At 42.9% G+C, this 7,390-nt stretch carries 5 protein-coding genes; 3 read left to right on the top strand and 2 right to left on the bottom strand.

The genetic code is table 11. The annotated features are described in order from the left end of the window. Nucleotides 1-208: 208 nt before the first annotated feature. Together AB6D80_RS23605 and AB6D80_RS23610 are read right to left on the bottom strand one after the other, a co-directional pair. Entirely contained in the window at nt 209-1,771 is a 1,563-nt protein-coding gene (locus AB6D80_RS23605) for a methyl-accepting chemotaxis protein (protein WP_372189781.1), read from the bottom strand. A gap of 206 nt (nt 1,772-1,977) precedes the next feature. Then, nucleotides 1,978-2,445, bottom strand: coding sequence for an Lrp/AsnC family transcriptional regulator (locus AB6D80_RS23610; RefSeq protein WP_009844861.1), 468 nt, complete (start codon nt 2,443-2,445; stop codon nt 1,978-1,980). Nucleotides 2,446-2,596: 151 nt separating this feature from the next. On the opposite strand from AB6D80_RS23610, the gene AB6D80_RS23615 reads away from it, so the two are divergent. From AB6D80_RS23615 to AB6D80_RS23625, 3 genes are all read left to right on the top strand, one after another. Beyond that, complete coding sequence (locus AB6D80_RS23615) at nt 2,597-3,559, top strand: hypothetical protein (protein ID WP_017101545.1); 963 nt, start codon at nt 2,597-2,599, stop codon at nt 3,557-3,559. Nucleotides 3,560-4,122: 563 nt separating this feature from the next. Next, nucleotides 4,123-4,434 (top strand): hypothetical protein, encoded by a 312-nt coding sequence (locus AB6D80_RS23620; RefSeq protein ID WP_372189783.1) that lies wholly within the window; start codon nt 4,123-4,125, stop codon nt 4,432-4,434. Nucleotides 4,435-4,481: 47 nt separating this feature from the next. Beyond that, complete coding sequence (locus tag AB6D80_RS23625; protein ID WP_017101543.1) at nt 4,482-7,238, top strand: immune inhibitor A domain-containing protein; 2,757 nt, start codon at nt 4,482-4,484, stop codon at nt 7,236-7,238. Nucleotides 7,239-7,390: the final 152 nt, after the last annotated feature.

Genomic DNA, 7,390 nt, shown 5'->3' on the forward strand with positions numbered 1-7,390 from the left:
TAAAACGCTTTTATCTCGAACAAAATTTAACCACGAAAGGTCAACACGCCCTAAACACACTAAAGAGCCTGCATTATGAAAGCCCCCAATAGTTGGACACCAATTATTGGGGGCTTTCTGTTTTTGTAATCTGCTCTTTTGAGCCACAAAAAAGCCTTGCTAGTTTCGCAAGGCTTCTCTTATTTCTCATTACTCTAAAATCTAACCGCTATTTTTCTTCGAAGCGCTTCGCTAAGTGATAGAACTCATTCACTTGCTCTTTTAGCTCTGTGGAGTGGTCTTTCACGGAATGTGTTGCAACCAAGTTTTGCTCTGCGGTAGATGCGATAGACTGCATATGCAGGTTTACTTCGCTCGATAGTTCACGTTGTTTATGAGCAGAGCTTTCAACAGATTGCATCAATTCATTCATCGATTGCATTAGATTTTCAACTTCAGATAGACGCTCTGCGCTCACCTTCGCAACATCACCGCACGCGTCGGTTTGGTCTCTGTTCGCCAGAATATCTTTCTGCCAGCTTTCAATCGTCGCCAGCATGGTATCGATGCTCTCTTTAATCTGAACTGTGGCCTTTGACGTTCGCCCAGATAACGCACGTACTTCATCGGCAACAACGGCAAAACCTCGTCCTTGCTCGCCAGCTCTAGCCGCTTCAATCGCGGCGTTAAGTGCCAACAAGTTGGTTTGCTCAGCGATACCACCAATCTCTTCCATTATCTTGCTCACGCTTTGCGCTTGGTCGCTCAATTGGTAAGTCGTGTGCGTCGCTTTCTCCGCTTGAGATGCCAAGTTTTCAAGGTTACGGTGGGTTTGATCAATGCTCTCTTTAGCACCAGCACAAGTTTGCAAGGTCACATCAACAATTTGGTGAGCTTCTTCTGTACGAGTAGAGACTTCATTGGCGGTCACCTCAACCTCTTCAGTTGCTTCACGTACCTGAAGAATATCTTTTGTCTGCTGATCGAGCGCTTCAGTGACTTGGTATGACGTCGCATTAAGGTTATCGGCTAAATCTTGCAATGGTTTCGCTGAGTCTGTCATACGGCCTAACACAGTGCGAATTCGGGCAGACATCAGCTTGAGATGAAAATCGGCAACAGAGAACTGACTGTTACCTGAGTAGACAAGGCGACTGACACTATCGAATTTAGATTGCAGTTTTTTCAACTGTAATGGAGTATCAATGAGCTCTTGTCGGAAAAGCAGTGCTAGAGCAGAGACAGGAAGAATACTCAATATCCACTGCGATGCTTGCCCTACTTCTACAAGATTTGAAATCAGAGGCGCAGCCAAAGAGCCAAGTAACACTGCGTAACGAACACTGTCACTGATCTGTAGTGACCATTGGCGACCTGACGTCTCAGCTTTCAACAAGCTTTGATAGGCCTTATCCGCAACTTGCACCCACTCGCTTTTCGGCTTAACACGAACAGACTGATAGCCACTCACCTTCCCGCCATCATAAATAGGGGTAACGTAAGCATCAACCCAGTAGTACCCACCGGATTTAGTTTTGTTTTTTACGATCCCGCGCCACGCCTTGCCTTGTTTTAGATTCACCCACATATCGGCAAAAGCCGCTTTAGGCATATCACCATGCCTAACAACATTATGGTTTTGCCCAAGTAATTCATCTTGGTTGTATTCTGCAATGCGACAAAAAGCGTCATTACTATAGGTAATCACACCTTTAAGGTCAGTAGTTGAGACAAGTTGTTCATTTTCGCTTAAAAGCGTTTCACGAGATTGAGAAGGAGAGCTGGCTTTCATTATATTAACTTTTGTTAACTATTATTGTAGCCGAGGAATATATACAATTATTAAAGTTATGACAAAATGCGAACGTAACATTTTGTGTAAATGACTGCTATTTATACAAAAATAACCAATGCACCTCACAAAACTCTCAACGCTAAGCCTCTTCCCTAACTATTATGCCTTTGATCTAATTATTCACACCTCTATCTGGCTAAAGGTCATGACTCATCTAAGTTAACTGCAGTGGTAAATTTCACGGTTCTCATAGAGACTGAGGTATGGAACTTGCGAATATTCAGATCTTTGCGCAATACTCGTTCAACAAAGTCTTCGTAAGCTTGTATATCTTTCACCGTAACAATCAACATAAAATCAAAGCTGCCTGATATCTGATAGCACTGAGTAACCTCTGACGCCTTAGAAATAGAATGGCGAAAAATTTGATAGATATCCCCTCGATCGCGCTCCATTTCAACGGACACAACTAGGGTCATCTTGCTACCAGTAAGCTCAGGATTAATGATCGATACATCACCGACTATCACGCCCTCTTGCCTCAATCGTTTCACTCGCTTTAAGCAAGCAGGAGGTGATAGCCCTACGATCTCGGCTAACGATTGATTAGGGATCCGGTTATTCTTCTGAAGCTCAACCAATATGCTTCTATCTATACGGTCTATTTCCATAATTTCTTAAACCATGATTTTTTGATTGATAATTTCTTACTTTAAGGCAATTTAAAAATTACAGGCAACTTTATAGGTTATTTTTGAAATAATAATCACAACAATCGCGGTAAGATCTTTTTATACAACACAACGAGTTATGGTCGTAACAATGAAATCAACCTATCAATTTTTCAAAGAGCTCCTCAAAGAAATCTTCGATGTCACTTCGACGCTTTTCCGTATCATGATTCCAATCATCATATTGATAAAAGTCGTCGAAGAGCTTGGCGGCATAATGATTCTTAGCGAATGGCTAAGCCCTATAATGGAAAGCGTCGGATTACCCAAAGAAATGGGTCTAGTATGGGCAACTACCATACTCACCAACATCTATGCCGGGCTAATTATCCTTATTAATTCCGATGTTCCCTTAACGGTTGCTCAAGCCTCAATTTTAGGCAGCATGATGCTCCTTGCTCACTCATTGCCAATTGAAGGCGCTATTGCCAAAAAAGCAGGTGTTAGCTGGCTGGCTACCCTATCGGTGAGAGTGGGGGGAAGCTTAGTGCTGGCATGGCTACTCAACCTCAGTTATCAATACGGAGACTGGCTCAACTACCCAGCAACCGTGCTTTGGCAACCGGAAGTATCTGGAGACACGAGTTATCTTGGTTGGGCGCTTGAACAGTTCAAGAACTTTGCGGTTATCTTCATGGTAATCTCAGTACTATTACTGTTACTCAAAGTTTTAAAGATTCTCGGCATTGAAAAGCTCATGGCAATATTGTTAAGACCGTTCTTGAGGCTGCTAGGAATCAGCAAAGACGCAACAAACCTAACAATAATAGGAATCACGCTCGGCCTTTCGTTTGGTGGCGGCTTATTAATCAATGAAGCCAAGAAAGGGCATATCTCAGCAAGAGACGTATTCACCGCAATCATGTTGCTCAACTTGCTCCACAGTTTAATTGAAGATACGTTGTTGATCCTACTCATCGGGGCTGATTTCTACACCATATTTTGGGGAAGGCTTGTATTCTCGGTGTTGGTTGTCGCTGTGATATCAAACGTCATTAAGCGCATGAATCCAAGCACTTGCGAACGGTATTTTTATCGCGATGTCTCTCAGTAATAAGTAAATCGCCAACAAGAATAAAAGGAAAAGAACTCAAATACGGGTTCTTTTTTACGACTTGGTACTCCTATCACCTCCGATATTTTTAAATTTCACGCCCTTGAAACACTGAAAATCATTCTCAACACCCTAATTATTGATATTTCGTGTGAAAATAATTTCAGCACAGGTATTTACTAATAACTCAATTATTAAACACAGAGAATATAAAACGCATCTTATTACTTATAACTCCATACCTTGTATAAAGTACTCTCAAGATAATAATCACTTCCCAACCAAGATTATTAAAATCCAAACTATCAACTATTCATTCAACAAAACTCATTAAATAGCTGATAATAAAATAAATAACGACCATTATTTGATATTAACTTTAAATGTTGAAATCGGAACGAACAATTGCTTGTAATAATTATCTATTTGATTGGTTAATTTTATAAATATATTTTGTTACATAATCAAAACTGATGGCTCTTTTTAATATGCTCCTTATAACAGCGCCTCTTACAACCGAGGCTCGCACAACTAAGATTCTTACAAAAACACCCATAAAAGCAATGACTTTAATGGTTCTAACTTTGTCATCACTGTCACAGGCTTCCACTATTGAGAACGATGAACTATTGCTTAAGTCATTGATTAAACGAGGTGTTATCTGTTCTAGCTTAACCTATAAGGAAAATCAAGAAGCTTTACGTATCTATCTCAACGCTAAAAAAGCGAAGAGCACTCCGTTTGATTCAAAAAGTAGAAAAGAGACAACCAATACAAAGGAGATAGAAAGTAAAAAAAATACAACAAACACACGTCAGTTAAATAAGACACCACAAGAGTGTATTAGGCCAAACTCGGACAACAGCTCCGAATAAGGCAAGTTGATACTGATATCGACATGGAAATATAAAAGGAAAACATAATGAAAATGATGAGAAAAACATTGTTGGCTTCAGCAATGCTTACTCTATTTAGCGTCAGTAGTTATGCAAAAACACCTATTGATTTAGGCGTTGTTAATGAAGACAAACTCATTGAAATGCTAGTTAGACAGGGCTTAGTCGACCAAGATGCAACCGATGTGGCAAAGCACGACGCACTTGACCGCTACTTGAAGAATAAAATCACTTCCGGTTTTAAAGGTGACGCTCAATTCGGTAAAAAAGCACTTGAGCAACGAGCGAAAATACTTAAAGCCATAGAAAAAGGATCTGGTGTTAAAAAGGCGAGCGTCTTTGCGTTAGAAGTCGGCACCAAGCGTACCGATAAAGTACTCGCTCTGTTAGTCGATTTCCCTGATTTGAACTGGGATAACAACAAACTGACCGAAGAGCACACACAAATGCTCTACGAGAGCTACAACCCAGAACATTATCAAGAGTTGTTGTTTTCAAACTCTGGCTACACTGGGCCAAACGGCGAAAACCTAATCTCGATGCGTCAGTATTACCAAAGCGAATCTGGTGATAGTTACAGCGTTGCGGGCCAAGCTGCAGGTTGGTATCGCGCCTCTAAACCTGCGTCATTCTATGGGGGTAACTCCCCTACTACCGACAACGATCTCAACGCGCAAGAACTGGTTCGCGAAGCACTGAATCAATTGGCTCAAGATCCTAGCATCAACCTAGCCGATTACGATATTGAAGATCGTTACGATTACGACGGTGACGGAAACTTCCGTGAACCCGATGGTGTGATTGATCATCTAATGGTGTTCCACGCATCTGTTGGTGAAGAAGCCGGTGGTGGCGTATTAGGCCCTGATGCGATTTGGTCTCACCGATTCAACCTTGGTCGCACTCATGTACTTAAAGGCACCTCTAGCTCGCTTCCAGACCGCTTTGGTGGCCAATACGCAGCATTTGATTACACGATTCAACCGATTGATGCCGCAGCTGGTGTATGTGCTCACGAGTATGGCCATGATTTAGGCTTGCCAGACGAGTACGACACGCAATATACAGGCAAGGGTGAACCTGTCTCTTACTGGTCAATCATGTCTTCGGGCAGTTGGGCTGGTCAAATTGGTGGCACACAGCCAACGGCATTCAGCTCTTGGGCAAAACACTTCCTACAGAAGTCGATTGGTGGTCGCTGGGTTAACGATGATCAAATCTCGATTGATGACCTAGAAGACAACCCACAGGTTTATACGTTGTTCCAAACAACGGATAACAACCGTCCGAACATGATTAAAGTGGATCTTCCAGAAAAACAGATCGAAGGTTTAAAACCGTTTGCTGGTGAGTATTCGTTCCACTCTCAAAAAGGCGATGACCTGAAAAACAGCATGACACGCAAGTTGGTGATTCCAGCCGGCGATTCTGCACTGCTTTCGTTCAAAACTTGGTATGAAATTGAGAAAGACTACGACTTTGCACGCGTACTCGTGAATGGACAAGCCATTGCCGGCAACATCACCTCAATGGATGACCCGTACAATACTGGCCTCGTTCCTGCTATTGGCGGCGAATCTGGCGGGTGGATTGATGCTGAGTTCGACGTTTCACAATGGGCAGGCCAAGAAGTAGAGCTTTCGTTTGAATACATCACCGATGGTGGCTTGGCGATGGAAGGTTTCTATTTGGATAACCTCAGTGTGGTCGTTGATGGTGAAGTAACCTTAATAGACGATGGTGAGAGCAACTCCACCTTCGCCCTAAATGGTTACAAGCTGAGTAATGGGTTCCACCAAGCGCAACACTACTACCTGTTGCAATGGCGCAGCCACATGGACGTTGATGAGGGTCTAGCCAACATCAAACGCATGGGCCAACTGATCTCATTCGATCCGGGTTTGATTATTTGGTACGTAGACGAATCTCTGACTGATAACTGGGTAGGCAAACACCCAGGTGAAGGTTGGTTAGGTGTGGTCGATGCCGACCAGAATGCAATGACTTGGGAAAAATCCGGTGAAGTCGCTCAAACTCGTTACCAAGTTCGTGATGCGGCGTTTTCACTCAAAGATCATACTCCAATGCGTCTTGTAAACAGCGACAATGATGTGCTCGAAGATACCAGTTTAGTTGGCAATGCTAGCTTCTCTGATGACCAAGATTACACATCGCCTCAAGCACCAGACTCAGGGCGTATCCTGACGGAGTTTGGTTTAGCGGTCGATATTGTGAATCAGAGTGACAACAACGAATACGGTGTGGTTCGCTTATCTAAAGTAAGCCAACACAACATCGCTCCTACTGCGAACTTCGAGCTTAATGTCACTGGCCTGAACGTTTCAGCACGTAACTTTAGCTCAGACCAAGACGGTGAGATCACCAGTTATCTATGGGACTTGGGCAACGGAACAACAAGTAACGAAGTGACACCAACTTGGTCTTACGAGCAAGCAGGTGAATACACGGTGAACTTGACTGTTGTCGACGACAAAGGCAATACCGATTCGTTCAGCTCCGTAGTGAGTGTTGAATCTCCAAACGCTCTTCCAGAAGCAAGCGCGAAGTACATTCACTTGGGTCGCTGGGTAACCATGTGGTCAACAAGTTCAGACAGTGATGGTCGTATTGTTGATACCGAGTGGACACTTCCAAACGGTAAGGTGAAACGAGGTCGTACATTCACTTCAATCTTCCCTTCATACGGTAAGCACAAGGTGACACTGAAGATAATCGATGACCAAGGCGGGATTACGACTAAGACAATTTTAGTCGACCTGTAAATCATAGCAGGCTCTATCATGAGGATTTACAAAATAAGCTTAAGTACTGTTGTCACAGGATATAAACCACGACAGCAGTTTTAAGAAAACGTCATTATTTAAGGTTCATCGCGGCTTTCCGGGGAAAGCCGCTTTTATCTTCAAGAAGAAGT

Source organism: Vibrio sp. 10N.247.310.17, from assembly GCF_041466605.1.
Lineage (GTDB): Bacteria > Pseudomonadota > Gammaproteobacteria > Enterobacterales > Vibrionaceae > Vibrio > Vibrio tasmaniensis_A.